Source organism: Streptomyces sp. B93, assembly GCF_018070565.1.
GTDB lineage: Bacteria > Actinomycetota > Actinomycetes > Streptomycetales > Streptomycetaceae > Streptomyces.
Map to the genome: position 1 here is coordinate 92,442 of NZ_JAGPXL010000012.1, position 19,993 is coordinate 112,434.

12 protein-coding genes and 1 pseudogene are annotated in these 19,993 nt (G+C 69.8%); 9 read left to right on the forward strand and 4 right to left on the reverse strand.

The annotated features are described in order from the left end of the window. Positions 1-240 precede the first annotated feature (240 nt). Complete coding sequence (gene acnA / locus KBY47_RS14600; RefSeq protein ID WP_308405157.1) at positions 241-2,958, forward strand: aconitate hydratase AcnA; 2,718 nt, start codon at positions 241-243, stop codon at positions 2,956-2,958. A gap of 181 nt (positions 2,959-3,139) precedes the next feature. Here acnA and KBY47_RS14605 read toward each other — a convergent pair whose 3' ends face one another. After that, a complete protein-coding gene (locus KBY47_RS14605; protein WP_210921520.1) occupies positions 3,140-4,129 on the reverse strand; it encodes an acetylxylan esterase in 990 nt (329 codons plus the stop codon). Between the two features lie 219 nt (positions 4,130-4,348). On the opposite strand from KBY47_RS14605, the gene KBY47_RS14610 reads away from it, so the two are divergent. From KBY47_RS14610 to KBY47_RS14635, 7 genes and pseudogenes are all read left to right on the forward strand, one after another. After that, positions 4,349-5,260, forward strand: coding sequence for a sugar ABC transporter permease (locus tag KBY47_RS14610; RefSeq protein WP_210921521.1), 912 nt, complete (start codon positions 4,349-4,351; stop codon positions 5,258-5,260). Continuing rightward, positions 5,254-6,126: a carbohydrate ABC transporter permease gene (locus tag KBY47_RS14615; protein WP_210921522.1), complete on the forward strand. Its 873-nt coding sequence runs from the start codon at positions 5,254-5,256 to the stop codon at positions 6,124-6,126. The genes KBY47_RS14610 and KBY47_RS14615 overlap by 7 nt, the downstream gene beginning before the upstream one ends. Positions 6,127-6,161: 35 nt before the next feature. Beyond that, positions 6,162-7,814 (forward strand): extracellular solute-binding protein, encoded by a 1,653-nt coding sequence (locus KBY47_RS14620; protein ID WP_210921523.1) that lies wholly within the window; start codon positions 6,162-6,164, stop codon positions 7,812-7,814. After that, complete coding sequence (locus KBY47_RS14625; protein ID WP_210921524.1) at positions 7,811-9,322, forward strand: xylan 1,4-beta-xylosidase; 1,512 nt, start codon at positions 7,811-7,813, stop codon at positions 9,320-9,322. Before KBY47_RS14620 ends, KBY47_RS14625 begins: the two co-directional genes overlap by 4 nt. Beyond that, complete coding sequence (locus KBY47_RS14630; protein ID WP_210921525.1) at positions 9,319-9,996, forward strand: hypothetical protein; 678 nt, start codon at positions 9,319-9,321, stop codon at positions 9,994-9,996. Before KBY47_RS14625 ends, KBY47_RS14630 begins: the two co-directional genes overlap by 4 nt. Beyond that, positions 9,993-10,238, forward strand: a pseudogene (locus KBY47_RS37370) (beta-galactosidase); the annotation flags it as partial. The gene KBY47_RS14630 and the pseudogene KBY47_RS37370, both read left to right, overlap by 4 nt. Positions 10,239-10,252: 14 nt before the next feature. Further along, positions 10,253-10,972, forward strand: coding sequence for a beta-galactosidase trimerization domain-containing protein (locus KBY47_RS14635; RefSeq protein WP_374103080.1), 720 nt, complete (start codon positions 10,253-10,255; stop codon positions 10,970-10,972). On the opposite strand, the gene KBY47_RS14640 is transcribed toward KBY47_RS14635, so the two are convergent. The 3 genes from KBY47_RS14640 to KBY47_RS14650 form a co-directional block, all read right to left on the reverse strand. Then, positions 10,966-12,945: an alpha-glucuronidase gene (locus KBY47_RS14640; RefSeq protein ID WP_210921526.1), complete on the reverse strand. Its 1,980-nt coding sequence runs from the start codon at positions 12,943-12,945 to the stop codon at positions 10,966-10,968. The genes KBY47_RS14635 and KBY47_RS14640 overlap by 7 nt on opposite strands. 68 nt (positions 12,946-13,013) lie before the next feature. Next, positions 13,014-14,171, reverse strand: coding sequence for a PP2C family protein-serine/threonine phosphatase (locus KBY47_RS14645; RefSeq protein WP_210921527.1), 1,158 nt, complete (start codon positions 14,169-14,171; stop codon positions 13,014-13,016). A gap of 120 nt (positions 14,172-14,291) precedes the next feature. Then, entirely contained in the window at positions 14,292-18,035 is a 3,744-nt protein-coding gene (locus tag KBY47_RS14650; RefSeq protein ID WP_374103081.1) for a GH92 family glycosyl hydrolase, read from the reverse strand. A 479-nt stretch (positions 18,036-18,514) separates the two neighbouring features. Between KBY47_RS14650 and ngcE the strand changes: the two genes are divergently transcribed. Further along, positions 18,515-19,975 carry an N-acetylglucosamine/diacetylchitobiose ABC transporter substrate-binding protein gene (ngcE, locus tag KBY47_RS14655; RefSeq protein ID WP_210921529.1) on the forward strand — a complete coding sequence of 487 codons (1,461 nt, stop codon included), beginning with the start codon at positions 18,515-18,517 and terminating at the stop codon, positions 19,973-19,975. Positions 19,976-19,993: the final 18 nt, after the last annotated feature.

Sequence of the window (19,993 nt, forward strand, 5' to 3'; positions counted from 1 at the left end):
CGAGTTTTTCGTGCCGCCCACGAGTCACCGCACCGGCCGACACCGGGTACACGGGACTCCGGGCATGACCATCCAGCCCGCATGTACTAGAGTTATCTCGACATCGAGATATCTGCCGAGGCGCACCGCAGCCGCCACCTCGGTAAGGGTTACCTAACTTAGCCTTACCTTAGCGGATCGGCCAAGACGGCGTGGCGGCAGGATTGCGGTGGTACGCGCACATAAATGAAGGAGACTGTCGTGTCGGCGAACAGCTTCGACGCCCGCAGCACGCTGAAGGTGGGCGACGAGTCGTACGAGATCTTCCGCCTGGACAAGGTGGAGGGCTCGGCCCGGCTCCCCTACAGCCTGAAGGTCCTGCTGGAGAACCTGCTGCGCACCGAGGACGGCGCGAACATCACCGCCGACCACATCCGCGCGCTCGGCGGCTGGGACTCCCAGGCCCAGCCCGCCCAGGAGATCCAGTTCACGCCGGCCCGCGTGATCATGCAGGACTTCACCGGTGTGCCCTGTGTCGTGGACCTCGCCACCATGCGCGAGGCCGTGAAGGAGCTGGGCGGCGACCCGAACAAGATCAACCCGCTCTCCCCGGCCGAGATGGTCATCGACCACTCGGTCATCGCCGACAAGTTCGGCACCAACGACGCCTTCAAGCAGAACGTCGACCTGGAGTACGGCCGCAACAAGGAGCGCTACCAGTTCCTGCGCTGGGGCCAGACCGCGTTCGACGACTTCAAGGTCGTCCCGCCGGGCACCGGCATCGTCCACCAGGTGAACATCGAGCACCTCGCCCGCGTCGTCATGGTCCGCGACGGCAAGGCCTACCCGGACACCCTGGTCGGTACCGACTCCCACACCACCATGGTCAACGGCCTCGGCGTCCTCGGCTGGGGCGTCGGCGGCATCGAGGCCGAGGCCGCGATGCTCGGCCAGCCGGTCTCCATGCTCATCCCGCGCGTCGTCGGCTTCAAGCTCACCGGCGAACTCCAGCCCGGCACCACCGCCACCGACCTGGTGCTCACCATCACCGAGATGCTGCGCAAGCACGGTGTCGTCGGCAAGTTCGTCGAGTTCTACGGCGAGGGCGTGGCCGCCACCTCGCTCGCCAACCGCGCCACCATCGGCAACATGTCGCCGGAGTTCGGCTCCACCGCCGCGATCTTCCCGATCGACGACGAGACGCTGAACTACATGCGCCTGACCGGCCGTTCGGAGCAGCAGGTCGCGCTCGTCGAGGCGTACGCCAAGGAGCAGGGCCTCTGGCTCGACCCGAAGGCCGAGCCGGACTTCTCCGAGAAGCTGGAGCTGGACCTGTCGACGGTCGTGCCGTCGATCGCCGGTCCCAAGCGCCCGCAGGACCGCATCGTCCTCGCGAACGCCGCCGAGCAGTTCAAGCTGGACGTCCGCAACTACGTCGACGCCGTCGACGAGGCCGGTGTCGAGTCCTTCCCGGCCTCCGACGCCCCGGCCGTCGCCCCGAACGGCACGCCGTCCAACCCGGTCACCGTGACCGCCCCCGACGGGTCGTCGTACGAGATCGACCACGGCGCCGTCACCGTCGCGGCCATCACCTCCTGCACCAACACCTCCAACCCGTACGTCATGGTCGCCGCCGCGCTGGTGGCCAAGAAGGCGGTGGAGAAGGGCCTCACCCGCAAGCCGTGGGTGAAGACCACCCTCGCGCCCGGCTCCAAGGTCGTCACCGACTACTTCGACAAGGCGGGCCTCACCCCGTACCTGGACAAGGTCGGCTTCAACCTCGTCGGCTACGGCTGCACCACCTGCATCGGCAACTCCGGCCCGCTGCCGGAGGAGGTCTCCAAGGCCGTCAACGACCACGACCTCGCCGTCACCTCGGTGCTCTCCGGCAACCGGAACTTCGAGGGCCGTATCAACCCCGACGTCAAGATGAACTACCTGGCGTCCCCGCCGCTGGTCGTCGCGTACGCCATCGCGGGCTCCATGAAGGTGGACATCACCAAGGACGCCCTCGGCACCGACCAGGACGGCAACCCGGTCTTCCTGAAGGACATCTGGCCCTCCGAGGCCGAGGTCAACGACGTCGTGGCGAACGCCATCGGCGAGGACATGTTCTCCAAGTCCTACTCCGACGTCTTCGCCGGTGACGCCCAGTGGCAGGCGCTGTCCATCCCGACCGGCAACACCTTCGAGTGGGACGCTGAGTCGACGTACGTCCGCAAGCCCCCGTACTTCGAGGGCATGCAGATGAAGCCCGCCCCGGTCGAGGACATCACCGGCGCCCGCGTGCTCGCCAAGCTCGGCGACTCGGTCACCACCGACCACATCTCCCCGGCCGGTGCCATCAAGGCCGACACCCCCGCGGGCAAGTACCTCACCGAGCACGGCGTCGAGCGCCGCGACTTCAACTCGTACGGGTCCCGCCGCGGTAACCACGAGGTCATGATCCGCGGCACGTTCGCCAACATCCGCCTGCGCAACCAGATCGCGCCGGGCACCGAGGGCGGCTACACCCGCGACTTCACCCAGGACGGCGGCCCGGTCAGCTTCATCTACGACGCCTCCCGCAACTACATCGAGCAGGGCATCCCGCTCGTCGTGCTCGCGGGCAAGGAGTACGGCTCCGGCTCGTCCCGCGACTGGGCGGCCAAGGGCACGGCCCTCCTCGGCGTCAAGGCCGTCATCGCCGAGTCCTACGAGCGCATCCACCGCTCCAACCTCATCGGCATGGGCGTGCTGCCGCTCCAGTTCCCGGAGGGCGCCTCGGCCTCCTCCCTCGGCCTGACCGGCGAGGAGACCTTCTCCATCACCGGCGTGACCGAGCTGAACGACGGCACCACCCCGCGCACGGTCAAGGTCACCACCGACACGGGTGTCGAGTTCGACGCGGTCGTCCGCATCGACACCCCCGGCGAGGCCGACTACTACCGCAACGGCGGCATCATGCAGTACGTGCTGCGCAACCTGATCCGCAAGTAGGCGGTACGGCACGGAAGTCGAGGGCCGCATCCCCGGTTCGCCCGGGGGTGCGGCCCTCGCCGTACGTGTTTACATCCGGCCCGCTCGGCGCTACCTTCCACTCCACCGGGGTGGGAGCGCTCCCAAGCGCTGTGGACCGGAACCCGCCGCGCCTCTCCGCTCCCACCCCGCCTCGGACCGCTCACTCGGCCAACACCCCCGCCAGCCAGTCCAGTTGCCGCCGAACGTGCACGGCGTCCCCGCCCTCGTGGCCGTTGTAGGGGTAGGCGTGGATCTCCCGGCGTGGATCGGTGCCGGTCAGTTCCGCGTACCGGTTGAAGGCGCCGTAGGCCCCGCTCGGCGGGCACACCGTGTCCCGCAGGCCCACGCCGAAGTGCGCCGGTGCCTGGGCGCGGCGGGCGAAGGAGACGCCCTCCAGATAGGCGAGGGTGCGGTGGGCGGGCCCCTCGGCGCCGCGGTGGACGGCGAGGTACGCGGCGATCTCGCCGTAGGGACCCGCGTCGGCGAGGTCCAGCGCGCGCCGGATGCCGCACAACAGCGGGGCCGTGACCAGGGCCGCCGTGAGGCCGGGCACCAGCCCCGCCACGGCGAGCGCCAGCCCGCCGCCCTGGCTGTTGCCGACCGCCACCACCCGGCCGGGGTCCACGCCGGGCAGGGCGCGCACCGCGGCGACCGCCCGGACGGCGTCCGTGACGAGGCGGCGGTAGTGGTGGTCGTGCGGCGCGAGCAGGCCCCGTACGGCCGGGCCCGGACCGCCCGGCGCGGCGGCGTGCGGGTCGGGGGTGCCGCCGCCGCTGCCGTACTGGTCGCCCTGGCCCCGGTTGTCCATGAGCAGATGGGCGTACCCGGCGTTCACCCAGGTCAGCCGCTCGTGGGGGAGACCCCGGCCGCGGCCGTACCCGGCGTACTCGACGACGGCCGGGAGGGGTTCGCGCGCGTCGGCGGGGAGGCTGAACCAGGCGCGCACCGGGTCGCCCGCGAAGCCGCGGAAGGTCACGTCCCAGGTGCGGGTGAGCCGGAGCCCGGTAGGGACGGGGCGGGCCGAGACCACGGGTTCGGCGGCCCCCGCCTCCTTCAGGGTGTGCTGCCAGAAGGCGTCGAAGTCGGGGGGCTCGTCGACGGTCGGGCGGTAGCGCTCCAACTCCTCCAGCGGCAGGTCGAAGGCGGGCACGGGACCTCCTGTTCACTCGTCCGATCGTTGCGGATCTATCTCTGAATGTTTCGCGTTGCCGGGCTTCTGCAAGGCCATAACCCACTCCGGGTGCAGGCTGTCACACCCATTGACACCCATAAAACAGGCCCCTAACTTTGCCGCAAAGTTACCGGGACACATCCGAAACTTTCGCCACGGCAAGCGGTTTCGGTGCCCCGCCCTCCGGGAGGCTCATGCATGAGCACGCGCACCAGCTGGCGCCGGGCGCTGCGCCGGGACTGGCAGCTGTACTCGCTGGCCGTCCTGCCGCTGCTGTTCTTCCTGGTCTTCCGCTATCTGCCGATGATCGGCAACGTGATCGCCTTCCGCCGCTTCGAACCGGGCGGATCGATCTTCGGCGAGGAGTGGGTGGGGCTGCGCTATGTCGAGATGTTCCTCACCGACCCCACGTTCTGGCAGGTCTTCCGGAACACCCTGTGGCTCGGCGGGCTCACGCTGCTGTTCTGCTTCCCGATCCCGATCGTGCTCGCCCTGCTCCTCAACGAGGTGCGCCGCCGCTCCCTGAAGCGCTTCGTGCAGTCGGTGTCGTACCTCCCGCACTTCCTGTCGATCGTGATCGTCGCGGGCATCACCATCCAGATGCTCGCCACCGACGGCCCCGTCAACCACGTCCTCGGCTGGTTCGGCCATGACCCGGTCCGCTTCATCCAGGAACCCGAGTGGTTCCGCACCATCTACGTCGGCTCGGAGATCTGGCAGACCGCGGGCTGGGGCACCATCCTCTACCTCGCCGCGCTCACCACCATCGACGAGGACCTCTACGAGGCCGCCCGCATCGACGGCGCCAACCGCTGGCGGCAGATCTGGCACGTCACCCTGCCCGGCATCAGGCCCACCATGATCACGCTGCTGATCCTCAACATCGGCACCTTCATGGCCGTCGGCTTCGAGAAGGTCCTGCTGCTCTACAACCCCCTCACCTACCCGACCGCCGACGTCATCTCGACGTACCTCTACCGCACCGGCCTGGAGTCCAACAGCTTCAGCTACGCCGCCGCCATCGGCCTCTTCGAGGCGGTCATCGGCCTGGTGCTGATCACCTCCGCCAACCAGCTCTCCCGGCGCACGGTGGGGACGAGCCTGTGGTGAGACCGAGCCGCTCCTACCGGGTCTTCCAGGGCGTCAACGGCGTCATCCTCAGCCTGGTCGTGCTGGTCACCCTCTACCCCTTCGTCAACATCGTCGCCCGGTCCTTCAGCGGGGAACGCCAGATCCGCTCCGGCGAGGTGACCCTGTGGCCCAAGGGGTTCAACCTCACCACGTACGAGATCGTCTTCCAGGACGCCATGTTCTGGCGGAACTACGGCAACACCGTGCTCTACACCGTCGTGTCCACCGCCGTCGCCATGGTGCTGACGACCTGTTACGCCTACGTCCTGTCCAAGAAGCACATCAAGGGACGCGGACTGCTGGTCGGCATCGCCGTGTTCACCATGTTCTTCACCGGCGGCCTGATCCCGAACTACGTGCTGATCACCAGCCTCGGCATGAAGAACACCATCTGGGCGCTGGCCGTCCCCAACGCCATCAGCGTCTTCAACCTCCTCGTCATGAAGGCCTTCTTCGAGAACCTGCCGACCGAGCTGGAGGAGGCCGCCCAGATCGACGGGCTGAGCACGTACGGCATCCTGCTGCGGATCGTGCTGCCGCTGTCGAAGGCGGTCGTCGCGACGATGGTGCTGTTCTACTCGGTGTCCTTCTGGAACTCCTGGTTCGGCGCCTTCCTCTACATGGACCGCTCCGAGCTGATGCCGGTCACCGTCTACCTGCGCAACCTGATCGCGGGCGCCACCGGCGGCGGCAACGCCGGAGCCACCACGGAACAGCTCACCCAGGTCGCCGCGAACATCCAGGCGGTGACGATCGTGCTCACCGCGCTCCCGATCCTGTGCGTGTACCCGTTCATCCAGCGCTACTTCGTCTCGGGCGTGATGCTCGGCGCGGTCAAGGGCTGAGACGTCCCCCCACGACTCCACCTCAGGGAGCCCCGATGAACTCCGGACAGCTGTCCCGCCGCCAGATACTCGCCGCCGCGGGCTTCGCCTCGCTCGCCGCCCTCACCGGCTGCGGCAGCGGCGACGACGGCGGCGACCCCAAGGACCTCACCAGGAAACGACACGGCGCGATGAAGAACTACCGCGTCGGCGACCGCTTCAAGGCCGCCAGGCCGCTGTCGTTCTCCGTGCTGCACAACGACAACCCGACCTACCCCATGAAGGACGGCTGGCTGTTCTGGAAGGAACTCACCCGCCGCACCGGCATCACCCTCAAGCCCGTCAACGTCCCCCTCAGCGACTACGAGAAGAAGCGCAGCCTCCTCATCGGCGCGGGCGACGCGCCCCTGCTGATCCCCAAGACGTACCACCCGTCCGAGGTCGCCTTCGTCTCCTCCGGCGCGATCCTCCCGGTCAGCGACTACACCCACCTCATGCCGCACTTCCAGGACACCGTCAAGAAGTGGAACCTGGCGCCCGAGCTGGACTCGATCCGCCAGTCCGACGGCAAGTTCTACCTGCTGCCCGGCCTGCACGAGAAGGTCAAGTCCGGCTACTCCCTCGCCCTGCGCACCGACGTCCTGGACCGGCTGGGCCTCGCGGCGCCCACCACCTGGGACGAGGTGTACGACGTCTTCAAGGCGGTCAAGGCCGAGTACCCCGACCGCTACCCCTTCTCCGACCGCTGGAGCACCAACACCCCCTTCCCCGCCGGTGCCCTGACCCGCTACCTGGGCCAGGCGTACGGCGTCAAGGCGGGCTGGGCCTACGCCAACACCAGCTGGGACGCGGGGCAGAAGCGGTTCGTCTTCACCGGCGCCACCGACGCCTACCGGCAGTTCGTGGAGTACCTGCGCAGACTGGTCGCCGAGAAGCTGATGGACCCCGAGAGCTTCACCCAGACCGACGACGAGGCCGTGAAGAAGCTCCTGTCGGAACGGTCCTTCTCGATCAGCGCCAACCCGCAGGAGCTGGTGCAGAACTACCGCTACAACCTCACCAAGCAGGTCGAGGGCGCCACCATCGACATGATCCCGGTACCGCTCGGCCCCGCCGGGCCGGTGGTCCTCGGCGGCTCCCGCCTGGAGAACGGCGTGATGATCTCCAGCAAGGCGCTGGACGGCGACGACTTCGTCGCGCTGATGCAGTTCGTGGACTGGCTCTGGTATTCCGACGAGGGCCAGCGGTTCTGCAAGTGGGGCGTCGAGGGCACCACCTACCAGCACTCCGGCGGCCGCTACGAACTCGCCGACGGCATCAGCCTCATGGGCTCCGACCCGGACGCCCCGAAGGACCTCCAGAAGGACTTCGGCTTCTTCAACGGCGTCTTCACCTACGGCGGCAGCTGGGACCTGGTCTCCTCCTCCTTCAGCCCGGACGAGAAGGAGTTCGAGGACACCATGGCCCAGCGCGAACAGCTCCCCGTCGACCCCGCCCACCCCCTGAAGTCCACCGAGCAGGAACAGGCCACCCTCTGGGACACCCCGCTCAAGGACCACGTCACCCAGAACACCCTCCAGTTCATCCTCGGCAAGCGCCCGCTGTCCGAGTGGGACGACTACGTCTCCGAACTGAAGGCCAAGAACATGGACCGCTTCATCGAGCTGCACCACACGGCGTACGAGCGGTTCCGGAAGGAGCACGCATGATCCACGTCCCCGCCGAGCCCCAGGGCGCCTTCCCCGACGCCTGGCGGTACTGCGTCGGCACCGGCCGCCTCGACCTCGCCCTGCGCCACGACTACCAGGAGTCCCTGCGCCTCCTCCAGCGCGACATCGGCTTCCGGTACCTGCGCGGCCACGGCCTGTTCAGCGACGGCATGGGCATCCACCGCCCCTACGAGTGGCAGGGCGCCCGGCACGTCCACCACAGCTTCACCTACGCCGACCAGGTCATCGACGCCCTCCTCGACGCGGGCATCCGCCCCTTCCTCGAACTCGGGTTCATGCCGTCCGGCCTGGCCTCCGGCGACCTCACGGTGTTCTGGTGGCGCGGCAACGTCACCCCGCCCGCCGACTTCAAGGAGTGGGCGGCCCTGGTCCGCGCCACCCTCACCCACCTCATCGACCGCTACGGCGTCGACGAGGTCCGCACCTGGCCCATCGAGGTGTGGAACGAACCCAACCTCCCCATGTTCTGGCTCGACACAGACGAGGCGGCGTACCACCGGCTCTACGAGATCACCGCGCACACCGTGAAGGAGGTCGACGCCGGACTCCAGGTCGGCGGGCCCGCGATCTCACCCGGCGCCGACGAGTGGCTGACCGGGTTCGCCGAGTTCGCCGAGCGGCGCAAGCCCCCCGTCGACTTCGTCTCCCGGCACGCCTACGCCTCCGGCCCCGCCCAGCACGTCCCCTTCGGCAGCCACCAGACCCTGGCCCCCGCCGGCGACCTGCTCGACCAGTTCGCCGCGCCGCGCCGCGTCCTCGAGGACACCTCCCTGGCCGGACTGCCCGTGCACATCACCGAGTTCAACTCCTCCTACTGCCCCGACAACCTCATCCACGACACCGCCCTCAACGCCGCCTACCTCGCCCCCGTCGTCACCGGCGGGCACGCGCACGCCGACTCCTTCTCCTACTGGACGTTCAGCGACGTCTTCGAGGAGGCGGGCGTGCCGACCGCGCTCTTCCACGGCGGCTTCGGGCTGCTCACCCACCGGCAGGTCCGCAAACCGACGTACCACCTGTACGCCTTCCTGGCCCGCTCCGGCGAGGAACTGCTGGCCCGGGGCGACGACCACCTGGTCACCCGGCACCGCGACGGCCGCGTCGCCGTGCTCGCCTGGGCACCGGTCGACGCCTCCGGCGAGACCCCCGGCCCCGACGGACACACCCTCCGGCTGTCCCTCCCCCTCGCCGGGGCGGAGGCCTTCGTACGACGCTCCTCCGTGGACGAGGAACGCGGCAACGCCTACACCGCCTGGCGGCACATGGGCAGCCCCCGCTCACCCAGGCCCGCCCAGCTGGACATGCTGTACGACGCGGCCGAACCCGCCCGCTCCCACGCCCGCGTCCCCGTGACCGAGGGACGGGCGGAGCTGACGCTCACCCTGGCCCGCCACGAGGTCACCCTCGTCGAGCTGACCCCCGTCGAGGACGAGACACCGCCCTGGTGGGACGAGCGGCGGCTGCTCGGCGGGAACCCCGCACCGTGAGCACGACGACGGACTTCGGCGCGGGCCCCCTGTCCCGCGCCGCCGCCCTGATCCACACCCTCGTCACCGTCGAGGCGCTGCTGCTCCTCGCCGCCGCCCCGGGCCCAGCAGGACTGCTCCTGCTGGGCCCGGACCCCGCCAACCTCCCCCTCGCCGCGCTCTGCCTCCTCCCGCTCGGCCCCGCCCTGTCCGCCGCCGTCTACGCCCTGCACCACCGCGACCGCGACCTCACCGACCTCCACCCTGCCCGCGCCTACCGGCGAGGCTGGCGGCTCAACGCCCTGCCCGCGCTGAAGCTGTGGGCCCCGCTGCTGGCCTGGCTGACGGTGATCGCCTTCACCCTGACCCACTTCCCGGCCACCGGACTGCCCGGCTGGTGGGCGGCGCTCCTGGCGCTGACCGGCCTGGTCTCCCTGCTCTGGGGCGCCCACTCCCTCGTCCTGACCTCCCTGTTCACCTTCCGCGCCCGCGACACCGCCCGCCTCGCCGCGTACTACCTGCTCCGGCACGGCCGCGCCACCCTCGCCGCCGCGTCCCTGCTGGTGCTGACCGCCACGGCGACCACCCTGCTGACCGAGGCCCTGCCCGCCCTGCTGGCCGCCCCGCTCCTGCTCTCCCTGCTGCACGGCAGCCGACCGGTGATCGCCGAGACCGAGGAGAACTTCACGGCATGACGGCCCCCCGCACTCCCAAGATCCCCTACGGCGGCGACTACGACCCCGAGCAGTGGACGGAGGAAGTGGGGGACGAGGACCACCGCCTGTTCACCGAGGCCGGGATCGACACCCTCACGGTCGGCGTCTTCACCTGGTCCCTCACCCAACCGGGCCCGGACACCTATGACTTCACGGCCCTCGACCGCGTCCTCGCCCGCGCCGCCGCCGAGGGCCGCCGCGTCTGCCCGGCGACCGGCACCGCCGCCGTCCCGCCGTGGCTGGCGAAACGCCACCCCGAGGTCAACCGCTGGGCGCCGCGACGCTGGGCGAGCGCACGCCCGCCCGGACGGCGCTCGTCTTCGACTGGGACAGCTGGTGGGCCCTGGAGACCCCCGACGGCCCGTCCCGGCTGGTCCGCTACCTGGACGTCGTCCACGCCCACTACCGGGCGGCACGGGAGGCGGGCGCGGACGTGGACGTGGTCCCGCACACGACGGACGTGGGCCACTACGACGTGGCCATGGCCCCCGCCCTCTACATGATCAAGGGTGACCTGGCACACCGGCTGGAGACGGAGGCACGGCTCGTCTTCGAGATCGTGCGGCTGACCGGCGCCGAAGCGGTCGCGACCTACGGCACCGACTTCTACGCGGGCACGCCCGCCGTCACCCGCAACCGCCACGGCGCCGGTGGCGGCGAGGCCTGGTACGTCGCGACGGTACTCGACCAGCGGGGCGTGGACCGGATCGCCCGCCGCGTCCTGTCCCGGCACGGCCTGCTGGGCCGGTACGCGGATCACCGCGGCGTGGAGACGGCGACCCGGATCGCCGCCGACGGCACGCCCCTGCTCTTCCTCCTCAACCACGCCCCCGCCCCGGCGTCGCTGACCGCGGCCGGCACGGCCGTCGACCTGCTGACCGGCAAACGGCTGGAGCGGGGCGGACCCCTGACGCTGGATCCGTACGGGGTGGCCGTCCTGCACGCGGCTCAGTAGATGCGCCGCCCGCGCGCGTCGGGCACCCCCGACTTCCGGAAGAAGTAGCTGTTGACCTGGTCCCGCCACTCCCGGGCCGACCGCAGCTGCTCCTCGTACAGCTCCGCCACGCGCGCGTGCCGCGCCGGTTCCATGAGGCCGGCCAGCGAGCCCCACACCTCCCTGGCCGCCTCCACCTCGGCGACGCCCTCGAAGCGGGTGTCGTAGATGTGCTGGATCAGGGTGGAGCCACCGCGCAGGACGTGCCCGTAGGGGAGGTGATGGAAGAAGAGCGCCAGCTCGTCGGGGCAGGTGTCGGGCGACTCGTACACCTCGGCCCACACCTTGGCGTACTGCGCCGCGTACCCGGTGCCGGTGGCGGCGCTGCGGTCGACGCCGACGCCGTCACGGTCGGCGAAGTGGTAGGTGCCCCAGGGGCTGTACTCGTACCCGTCGACGCTCGGCCCGTAGTGGTGCCCCGGCTGCACCATGAACCCGACCCCGAGCGGGGCGGTGTACTTCTCGTACGTCCGCCAGGAACCGTCGAGCACGGCGTGCACCCCGTCGACCAGCCGCTCGGGGGCGTCGGGGTGGGTGAGGCCGATCCACTCGCGCAGAACGTCCCCTGGACCGGCACCGGGGTCCCAGGCGAGCCGGCCGAAGGTGTAGAGGTTGGCCTGGGCGAGCGGGTGTCCGGTCCAGTACGGGTCGTCCCCGGCGTTGGACACGGCGACGAGACCGTCCGCGAGCGCCCCCACGGCCGTCTCGGCGTCGGGCCGGAACCGCAGCACCTCGCTCCACATCGGCCCCAGCCAGCAGACGTGCCGCTGCTGCCCGGTGTACTCCTGGGTGGCCTGGAACTCCACCGCGAGCCGGGTCCGGGGCATCGCCCCGATGACGGGCGACACCGGCTCACGCACCTGGAAGTCCATGGGCCCGTGCTTGACCTGGAGCACGGCGTTGGCGGCGAACCCCCCGTCCAGCGGCGCGAAGTGGTCGTACGCCGCGCGCGCCCGGTCGGTGGAGCGGTCCCGCCAGTCCTGACGGTGGTCGTAGACGAAGGCCCGCCAGTGGACCGTACCGCCGTACGGCTCCAGCGCGGCGGCCAGCATGTTGGCGCCGTCGGCGTGACTGCGCCCGTAGGCGAAGGGCCCCGGCTGCCCCTCGGAGTCGGCCTTGACGACGTACCCCCCGAAGTCGGGTACGGACTCGTACACCCGGGCGGTCGCCTCGGCCCACCACCCCCGCACCCCGGCATCCAGCGGATCTGCGGTGGCCAGCCCTCCCAGCACGACCGGCGCGGCGAAGGTGACGGAGAGGTGGGTGCGGATGCCGTAGCCGCGGAACTGCTCGGCGAGCGCGGCGACGTCACCGATCCGGTCGGTGAGCAGATGTGCCTCGGTCTCGTGCACGTTGACGTTGTTCACGGCCACCGCGTTGATCCCGCAGGCGGCAAGGAGCCGGGCGTACGCCCGCACCCGCTCCCACTGCTCGCGCGCCCGCCCGTCCACCCAGAACAGCGATCCACCCGCGTACCCCCGCTCCACCTGCCCCATCACGGGATGCACGGCCACGTTGTCCCAGTGGTCCAGCATGCGCAGCGCCACCGCCGGACGATGGATCTCGGCGGGCCGCTCCCCGCGGAAGGCGTCCTCCCCGAGCCGTACGACATGGAACAGCCCGTACAGCAGCCCGCGCCCCCCGGACGCGGTGACGACGGTCGTGCCACCCGAGCGCCCACAGGCGAACTCCTCGTCGCGGAATCCCCCCTCGGCCCGGAACACCAAGTCGTACGCCGACGCCCCCGACCCGGGGGCGCGGTCCACCCCGCCCCCGAACCGGGCACACGCCCACTCCGCTTCACCGTGCACCGTCTCCACGAGCGGCCCGGAACCCTGGATCAACGTCCGCCGGGACCCGACCGCCCGGAAGGCGCTGGGCGGCAGCCAGGCCGGGTCGACACCTTCGGGCAGGGCGGGCACGGTGAAGGGCATGACGGCTCCAACCGGGTGGGCTCGGCTCGATGACGGGGTTGGCTGAGCCTTACCAAGGTGGTGGGAGATCATGCGGCGCGAGTGGTGTCGGCGCGTGGCCCGTGGTCCGAGGGGCGTGAGGCGGGGGTACGGCGAATGGCGATGAGGGCGGCGTCGTCGCCCAGGCGTCCGCCGGTGTGGGCGAGCAGGTCGCGTTGGATGTGGCGGAGCAGGACCTTGGGAGAGCAGCCGGTCCACTGGGCGGCGCGCTTCTTGAAGGGGTAGAAGGCGCCGTCACGGTCGCGGGCCTCGATGGCGCCATCGGTGTAGAGAAGGAGGGTGTCCCCGGCGCCGAAGGGCACCGCGTCGAGGGTGTAGAGGCCGGAAGCGGACAGGCCGAGGCCGAGCGGGGGCGCGGGGGTGAGGTCGGGGACGGCCACGGCACTGCCCGGACGCAGCAGCAGGGGCGCGGGGTGGCCGCAGCTGGTCATCCGGATGACCGGGTCGTCGTCGGGGATCTCCAGCAGGAGAGCCGTCACGAAGCGTTCCCCCGTCTCCTCGACGGGTTCGAAGTCGGCGAGGTAGCGGACGACGCTCCGCTCCAGGGCGGCGGCCAGTTCGGGCAGGCTGGAGTGCTGGTGGGCGGCCTCGCGGAACGCGCCGAGCAGGAGGGCGGCCTCGCCGATGGCGGGCAGGCCCTTGCCCCGCACGTCCCCGATCATCACGCGGGTCGCGTGATCGGTACGGGCCGCGGCGTACAGATCCCCGCCGATCTCGGCCTCGTCCTCGGCGGCCAGGTACAGACTGGCCAGCTGGAGCGGGCCGAGCGTACCGGGCAGCGGCCACAGCAGCACGTGCTGGGCCGCCTCGGCGACCGACCGTACCTGCGCGAGCCTGCGTGCGCTGCGGTCGCGCACCACGCACAGGAGCACGACCAGGCACGAGAGCACCGTGAGAGCCACCAGTTGCATGATCAGGGCCCGGGAGAACAGCAGGCCGGAGTTCCAGCCGATGAGGGCCTGCGCACCCACGGCCAGCGCCCCCACGCCTCCGGTCACCCAAGGGCCCTCGGACCAGGCGATGAGCGCGGGCGCGATCACCAGCAGGGGGCCGAGGACGATCTTCGTCGTGCTCACGATGTCCAGGGCGGTGATCAGGCCGATGAGCATGAGCGTGATCGGCAGCAGTACGTGGCTCGGTGGCCACGGTTGCCCGAGGTCGGCCAAGCGTCGCTCTCCTCGGCTCATACCTCCCACAGTGCACCAACACGGATCGGCCTGCGAGCGAGGACACCACGGGGCGAGGCCCCGGAGGAGGATGGCTCCGGGGCCTCGCCGATCAGCGGGTGAGGAAGGAAGGGAGGCGGGTCAGGCCAGGAGTTCCACCTCCGCGATCGTGGCCTCGCCCGCCAGGACCAGGCGGTACTTGGTGTACGTGCCCGGCTGGTTCACCGAGAAGGCGCGTAGCTGGCGGTCCCAGGCGAAGGACTCGCCGGAGCGTTCGTCGAGGGTGCGCCACTTGGTGCCGTCGTCGGAGGCCTGGAGCTTCCAGCCGGTCGGGGCCTTCGACCGGTCGGCGGGGGAGGTCAGCGTGTACTGGACCGCCTTCGTGCCCGACGGCACCGGCAGGTCCACCGACGTCGTCGTCGCCTCCGTCGCCGAGGTGTCGTCGAAGAGGGCGCCCGCGCCCTTCAGGACGTCCGCGCGCGGGTCCGGCTTCTGGTTGCCCTTGGTGATGGAGACGGGGGACGCCTCGTCGCCCGTGCCCCACGACGACGGGCGCGGGCCCATGTCGAACTCCAGGACCCCGCCCTTGGCGAGCAGCGAGTGCGGCAGCGAGGTCGACGTCCAGGGGCGGCCGTTGACCTTCAGGCCCTGGACGTAGACGTTGCGCGCGTTGTTCTTCGGGGCGCGCACCACCAGGTCCTTGCCGTTCTCCAGGTGGACGGTCGCCTTGGTGAACAGCGGGGAGCCGATCGCGTACTCGCCGCTGCCCATTACCAGCGGGTAGAAGCCGAGGGCGGAGAACAGGTACCAGGCCGACTGCTCGCCGTTGTCCTCGTCGCCGTGGTAGCCCTGGCCGATCTCGCTGCCGGTGTAGAGCCGGGAGAGCACCTCACGGACGTTCTTCTGGGCCTTCCAGGGCTCACCCGCCGCGTCGTACATGTAGATGGCGTGGTGGGCGACCTGGTTGGAGTGGCCGTACATGCCCATCCGGACGTCGCGCGCCTCGGTCATCTCGTGGATGACACCGCCGTAGGAGCCGACGAACTCGGGGGAGGCGGTCTCCGGGGTGCTGAAGTACTCGTCCAGCTTGTCCGCCAGGGCCTTCCGGCCGCCGTAGAGGTTCGCCAGGCCGCGGCTATCCTGCGGGGCGGTGAAGGCGTAGCCCCAGCCGTTGGTCTCCGTGTAGTCGTGGCCCCAGACGCGCGGGTCGTACTTCGAGGACTCCACGCGCCAGTCGCCCTTGGCGTCGCGGCCCTGGAAGAAGCCCGCCTCGGAGTCGAAGAGGTTGACGTAGTCCTGGGCGCGGTCCAGGAAGTACTCCGACTCCTCCTTGTAGCGCTTCTCGCCGGTCTCCCGGTACAGGGCCTGGCCCATCCTGGCGATGCCGTAGTCGTTCAGGTAGCCCTCCAGGGCCCAGGACAGGCCCTCGTGGGTGGCGGTGCTGGTGTAGCCGAGGAAGGGCGAGGTCGTCATGCCCTTGCGGCCCACGCCGCCCGACGGCGGTACGACCGTCGCGTTCTTCACCGCCGCCTCGTACGCCGCCTTCGCGTCGAAGCCGACGCCCTTGACGTAGGCGTCGGCGAACGCCACGTCGGAGGAGGTGCCGGTCATCAGGTCCGCGTAGCCGGGGGAGGACCAGCGTGAGGTCCAGCCGCCGTCCTTGTACTGCTGGACGAAGCCGTCGACCAGCTCACCCGCCTTCTTGGGGGTGAGGAAGGAGTACGCGGGCCACGTCGTCCGGTACGTGTCCCAGAAACCGTTGTTGACGTACACCTTGCCGTCGACGATCTTGGCGCCGGTGTGGGTGGGCGTGTCCGGGTTCGGCATGGGGGAGAAGGGCGAGGCGTACTTGTCCTTGCCGTCGACCTTCTCGAAGCCCGAGTTGGGGTAGAGGTAGAGGCGGTAGAGGCTGGAGTAGAGCGTCGTCAGCTGGTCCGGCGTCGCGCCCTCCACCTCGACCTTGCCGAGGATGCGGTCCCACTGGCGCTGCGCGGCGTCCCGCACGGCACCGAACGACCTGCCCTCCGGGATCTCCTGGCGCAGGTTGTCCTTGGCCTGGTCGACGCTGATGAGCGAGGTCGCCAGCCGCAGGGTCACCGTGCGGTCGGCGCCCGCGTCGAAGCGCAGGTGGCCCTTGACGCCGCTGGAGGCGCCGTCGGTGACGGGCTTGTCGAAGACGCCGTAGACGAAGAGGCGGGTGGCACCGGTGGACAGACCGGACTTCACGTCCGAGTAGCCGGTGAAGGTGCCGCTGTCCTTGTCGAGGGTGAGGCCCGCCTGGTCGGTGACGTTGTCGAAGAGGACGCTGGCGTCGTCGGCGGGGTAGGTGAAGCGGAGCATCGCGGCGTGGTCGGTGGGCGTCATCTCCGCCTTGACGCCGTTCTCGAAGCGGACGCCGTAGTAGTACGGGCGGGCCGTCTCGTTCTCGTGGCGGAAGGGCAGGGCGCGGGCGGCGCGGGCGGTGTCCGGGGTGCCGGACGCGGCCGACGGCATCACCTGGAACGTCTGCCGGTCGCCCATCCACGGGCTCGGCTCATGGCTCGCGCTGAACGCCTGGATGGTGGGCAGGTTGTCCGCGTTGTTCGCCCGCTGGTAGTCGTACAGCCAGCTCAGCGTGCCCGCGTTGGTCACCGGCGTCCAGAAGTTGAAGCCGTGCGGCACGGCCGTCGCCGGGAAGTTGTTGCCGCGCGAGAAGCCACCGGTGGAGTTGGTGCCGCGGGTGGTGACCGCGTAGTCCGACAGATGGGCCTTCGGCTTCTCGGGGGCGACCGGCTTCAGCGACACGTCGTCGATCCAGCCCCGGAACTTCGCCGGGCCCTTGGGGGAGTCGTAGGCCAGCAGTACGCGGTCCACCGTCTTGCCCGCGGCGACCGAGCCGATCCGCGAGACGACGTTGTTCCACTGGTTGACGTAGAGCACCTTCGCCGCGCCCTGCCCGCGCGGGGACAGCGGGAAGCCGTGCTGGTCGGTCGCCCGCAGCCCGCTCAGCGAGGTGCCGTCGGTGAACACCAGGTCCACCGAGACGTTCGTGGCGTCGTAGTCCAGGTCGCCGTCGGCCATCGACGGGAAGATCCGGTACGACAGTTCGGTGTCCCGTCCGACGGCCACGTCGACGTCGAAGATCTTGTTGTACGAGTACGCCCTGCCGTCGGCCGTGTGCCGCCCGGCGTAGCGCAGTGCCCGTTTGCCGGTGAAGCCCACCCCGGCCTTCGCGGTCGGGGAGCCGACCGGGCCGCGGTCGGTCCCCGTCAGCATGTCCGGCGGGATCGGGTCGGAGTCACCGCCGGTCGAGAACTGCACATCGGCGAGCTGGACGATGTTGGACGCCCCGTTGTTGCGGGTGATCTCCAGCCGGAAGTGGCGGAACTCGGCCGGTTCGGCGAGGTCGTAGGTCCTGGTCTGGAACCGCTCCGAGAAGGTCTCGCCCGTGCGGGTGTCCAGGGTCTGCCAGTCGGTGCCGTCCGCCGAGCCCTTCAGGGTCCAGTCCCTCGGGTCGCGTTCGGCGAAGTCGTTGGCCGAGGTGAGCGCGTACGTCTCCAGCCGCACCGGCGCGTCCAGGTCGAACTCGACCCAGCCGGTGGGCTGGAAGACCAGCCACTTGGTGCCGGGCTCCACGTCGACGAGGTTCTCCTTCACCTCCCCGGCCCCGCTGTTCTCGCCGTTCGCCCGGACGTCCGTGACCCGGTCGGTCACATTGCCCGGGATGCCGTTGCTGAAGCCGCCGTCGACGCCCGAGGCGCGTGGGCTGCCGTCCGGTGCGGTGTCGACGGTGTTCCGCCAGTCGGGCGCCGGCTCGCCAGACTCGAACGAGGACGCGAACTCCCGGCCCGGCGCCGAGGGTGCCTCGGGCAGGGCGACCGCCGCGCCCGGGGTGCCCACGGCCATGACAAAGGCGGCCGTGCACACGACCGCCGTACTCCATCTGGGCCCAACTCTGTGCCGCGTTCCGCGCTGCATTCGCCCGTACCTCCCTGCGCTGTGGACAACGTTGTCACCTTAGGTGCGCAAGGATCAGTAGGGGCTCAAGTGGTGGGCGCTGTCAAGGGTGTTGCTCGGGGCATTGGGGGTCAATGTCATGGATTTTTCCGGCAAGCCACCCACAGGCGGCTCATATTTCCGCGAGGTCTCAACTCGGAAAAGACCAACGGCCAACCTTGCATTCGATCTTGCTCCGCTGGCGGGAAGTGGACTATACCTGTCGGCACTTCGCACGCACACGGGCACGTCGCAGTACGGCTTCACATGCACGGCGCTTCCTGCACGACTTCCTGCACGGCTTCTCGTAAGACCTGCTTGACCCCACCGCGGTGCCGGGGAGGATCCGGTTCACCGCCTGAGTCCTGGAAGAAGGCGAGGACTTGAGCATGGGATCCACTTCCGCCGAGAACAACGGTTCCGACCATGTCGGCGCACCGGGCGTCGGCCGCCGCTCCCTGATCAAGCGGTCCGCGGCCCTTGGCCTGGTCTCCGTACCCGCGATGAGTTTCCTCTCCGCCTGCGCGAGCGGCGGGGGCGACGACTCCGGTGACGACAACTCCCAGGGAAAGACCTCCGAGGAGAACCCCTTCGGTCTCAAGGAGGGCAGCAAACTCGACGTCGTCATCTTCAAGGGCGGCTACGGCGACGACTACGCCAAGGCGTGGGAGGCCGACTTCCAGAAGCAGTGGGGCGTCACCTCCAGCCACACCGGCACCCAGGAGATCACCGGCAAGCTCCAGCCCCGCTTCAACGCGGGCAACCCGCCGGACATCGTGGACAACTCCGGCGCCCAGAAGATCAAGATCGATGTGCTCTACAAGAACGGTCAGCTCCTCGACCTGGCCGAGGTGCTGGACGCCCCGTCGGTCGACGACCCCTCGAAGAAGGTCCGCGACACCGTCATTCCCGGCACCCTCGACCCGGGCCTCCAGGAGGGCAAGGTCGTCGCCCTCAACTACATCTACACGGTGTGGGGCCTGTGGTACTCCGGCAAGCTCTTCGCCGACAAGGGCTGGGAGGAGCCGCAGACCTGGGACGACTTCCTCGCCATCTGCAAGGACGCCAAGTCCGAGGGCATCGGCGGCCTCGCCCACCAGGGCAAGTACCCGTACTACATCAACGTCGCCATCATGGACCTGATCGCCAAGAAGGGCGGCCTGGACGCCATGAAGGCGATCGACAACCTCGACCCCAAGGCGTTCGTCGGCTCCGACGCCGCCCTGGCGGCCGTCGAGGCGATCTACGAGGTCGTGGAGAAGGGCTACTTGATGCCCGGCACCAACGGCCTGACCCACACCGAGTCGCAGACCCGCTGGAACCAGTACAAGGCCGCCTTCATCACCTCCGGTTCCTGGCTGGAGAACGAGCAGCTGAAGCAGACCCCGGACGACTTCGACATGAAGTTCCTGCCGATGCCGCTGCTGGAGGGCAGCAGCATGCCCTTCGAGGCGATCCGGGCCGGTTCCGGCGAGCCCTTCATCATCCCGTCCAAGGCCAGGAACCTCCCCGCGGCCAAGGAATTCATGCGGATGATGCTCTCCAAGAAGTGGTCGACGCTGTTCGCCAAGGAGGCCAACTCGCTGACCATCCTCCAGGACGGCGTCGACCCGAGCGTGCAGCTGCGGCCCGGCACCCAGTCGACGGTCGAGGCGTCCAAGGCGGCCGGTGACAACACCTTCCGCTACCTGTACACCGAGTGGTACAGCGAGATGGACACCGCGATCCAGAACGCCTCCAACGAACTGATGGCCCAGCGCATCCAGCCCAAGGAATGGCTGAAGCGGGCCCAGACGGCCGTCAACGAGGCCGCGAAGGACCCCTCCGCCAAGAACAACCGCCGGGAATAGCGTCAAAAGGGGTGCCAG

What these genes read in the sequence shown, in the direction of transcription:
- KBY47_RS14625 (WP_210921524.1), top strand. Translation starts at nt 7,811, where the DNA reads ATGATCCACGTCCCCGCCGAGCCCCAGGGCGCCTTCCCCGACGCCTGG.
- KBY47_RS14645 (WP_210921527.1), bottom strand. Translation starts at nt 14,171, where the DNA reads ATGAGCCGAGGAGAGCGACGCTTGGCCGACCTCGGGCAACCGTGGCCA.
- ngcE (WP_210921529.1), top strand. Translation starts at nt 18,515, where the DNA reads ATGGGATCCACTTCCGCCGAGAACAACGGTTCCGACCATGTCGGCGCA.
- KBY47_RS14610 (WP_210921521.1), top strand. Translation starts at nt 4,349, where the DNA reads ATGAGCACGCGCACCAGCTGGCGCCGGGCGCTGCGCCGGGACTGGCAG.
- KBY47_RS14640 (WP_210921526.1), bottom strand. Translation starts at nt 12,945, where the DNA reads ATGCCCTTCACCGTGCCCGCCCTGCCCGAAGGTGTCGACCCGGCCTGG.
- KBY47_RS14620 (WP_210921523.1), top strand. Translation starts at nt 6,162, where the DNA reads ATGAACTCCGGACAGCTGTCCCGCCGCCAGATACTCGCCGCCGCGGGC.
- KBY47_RS14650 (WP_374103081.1), bottom strand. Translation starts at nt 18,035, where the DNA reads ATGGCCGTGGGCACCCCGGGCGCGGCGGTCGCCCTGCCCGAGGCACCC.